Annotated in this window: 1 protein-coding gene and 1 pseudogene; both read right to left on the bottom strand. The window is 72.3% G+C overall.

Annotated elements, in window-relative coordinates; genetic code table 11:
• On the bottom strand, positions 1-844 hold an 844-nt coding region (locus SACSA_RS24065), incomplete at its 3' end, for a serine/threonine-protein kinase (protein WP_019819749.1).
• Positions 845-1,005: 161 nt separating this feature from the next.
• A pseudogene (locus SACSA_RS24060) lies at positions 1,006-1,478 on the bottom strand (hypothetical protein); the annotation flags it as partial.

Here is a 1,478-nt window from a genome sequence, read left to right as displayed (position 1 = left end):
CGGGGCCGCCGAGCGGTGTCTCGCCCCGGGCGACGGCGGAGAGCAGTTCCTCGGACTGGTGTGCCGTCGGCCGGTGCGCGACATCCGGATGCAACATCACGGCGAGCACGCTGGTCAGCGGGCCGGACCGCCTCGGCGGGTTGATCTGCCCGGCCGCGACCGCGTGCAGCAGGCTCAGCGTGTTCTCGCTCAGTCCGAACGGCGGCTGCCCTTCGGCGGCGGCGTAGAGCGTCGAGCCGAGGGAGAAGACGTCGGACTCCGGCCCGGGGTCACCGCCGATGGCCACCTCGGGGGCGAGGTAGGCGGGCGTTCCCGCGATCATCCCCGTCTTGGTCACGGTGACGTCGTCCTTGGCGCGGGAGATCCCGAAGTCGGTGATCTTCACGAGGCCGTTGTCGGCGAGCAGGATGTTGCCTGGCTTGATGTCGCGGTGCACGATGCCGACGTCGTGTGCCTCGCGGATCGCGGAGGCGACCTGCGCGCCGATCCGCGCCACCTCCAGCGGCGGCAGCGTGCCCTGTTGTTGCAGCACCTGCGCCAGGCTGGTGGAGTCGAGAAACTCCATGATCAGGCACGGCTGGCCGTTCTCGTCGGTCACCACGTCGAAGACCGTGATCGCGTTCGGGTGGTGCAGCCGCGCGGCGATCCGGCCCTCGCGCATGGTGCGCTGCCGGGCGTCCTCGGCCTCGTGCGCGTCGAGGCCCGCCTGGAGCATCAGCTGTTTGATCGCCACCGTGCGATGCAGCACGTCGTCGTGCGCCTGCCACACGGCGCCCATGGCACCGGTCCCGATCCGCTTGATGACACGGTAGCGGCCGGCGACCAGGCGACCCTCGTCGCTCACGCGACCTCCTTCGGGCTCGCACATACCGGAGTTCGTGTGCCGGCTTACCGAGACCGACCCGGACAGGCTAGGCCGTTTACTCTGCGCACACGCGGGGGGCACTGCGAAGGGGGCCGTTCAGCACCCCGACGGTGGCCCCGGTAACTGGCTCACAGGGTCGGTCAGCTTACAGCGCGGACGGAGAGGAGCCTCGCCCGGCTGATCCGGGACTGCGGCCCCTCATCGAGACCGAGCAGTTGCGTGACCCGCAGCGGCGTGCCGTGCGCGGGAGTCATCCGCACGACCACGAGGACCGTGCCGTCGTCCCGGGGCTCGACGCGCTCGACGAGGACATCGGTCAGCGAGCGCCAGGCCGACAGCAGGCTGCCGCGTTCCCCGGCCGCCAGCGTGTCGGCGAGCAGTCCCAGGGCGCGTTCGGGTTCGGACCGCACGAGGTCGTAGAAGGCGCGGACAACGGCGCCCCGGTCGGGCTCGCCGGAGGCGCCGGAGCGCGGGGTGCCGCCCTCGGACGACGCGGCGGAGCCCACGGGGTGTCCGGAGGTCCGGTCCCCGTTCGCCGCCGGGTCGTTCGCGGCCGTGCCGGAGGCTGCCGTGCCGGGCGCCGTCGTACCGGGCGAGGTGGCGTCTCCGGACG

Source organism: Saccharomonospora saliphila YIM 90502 (genome assembly GCF_000383795.1).
GTDB lineage: Bacteria > Actinomycetota > Actinomycetes > Mycobacteriales > Pseudonocardiaceae > Saccharomonospora > Saccharomonospora saliphila.
This window is presented reverse-complemented; position numbering and strand designations above follow the sequence as displayed.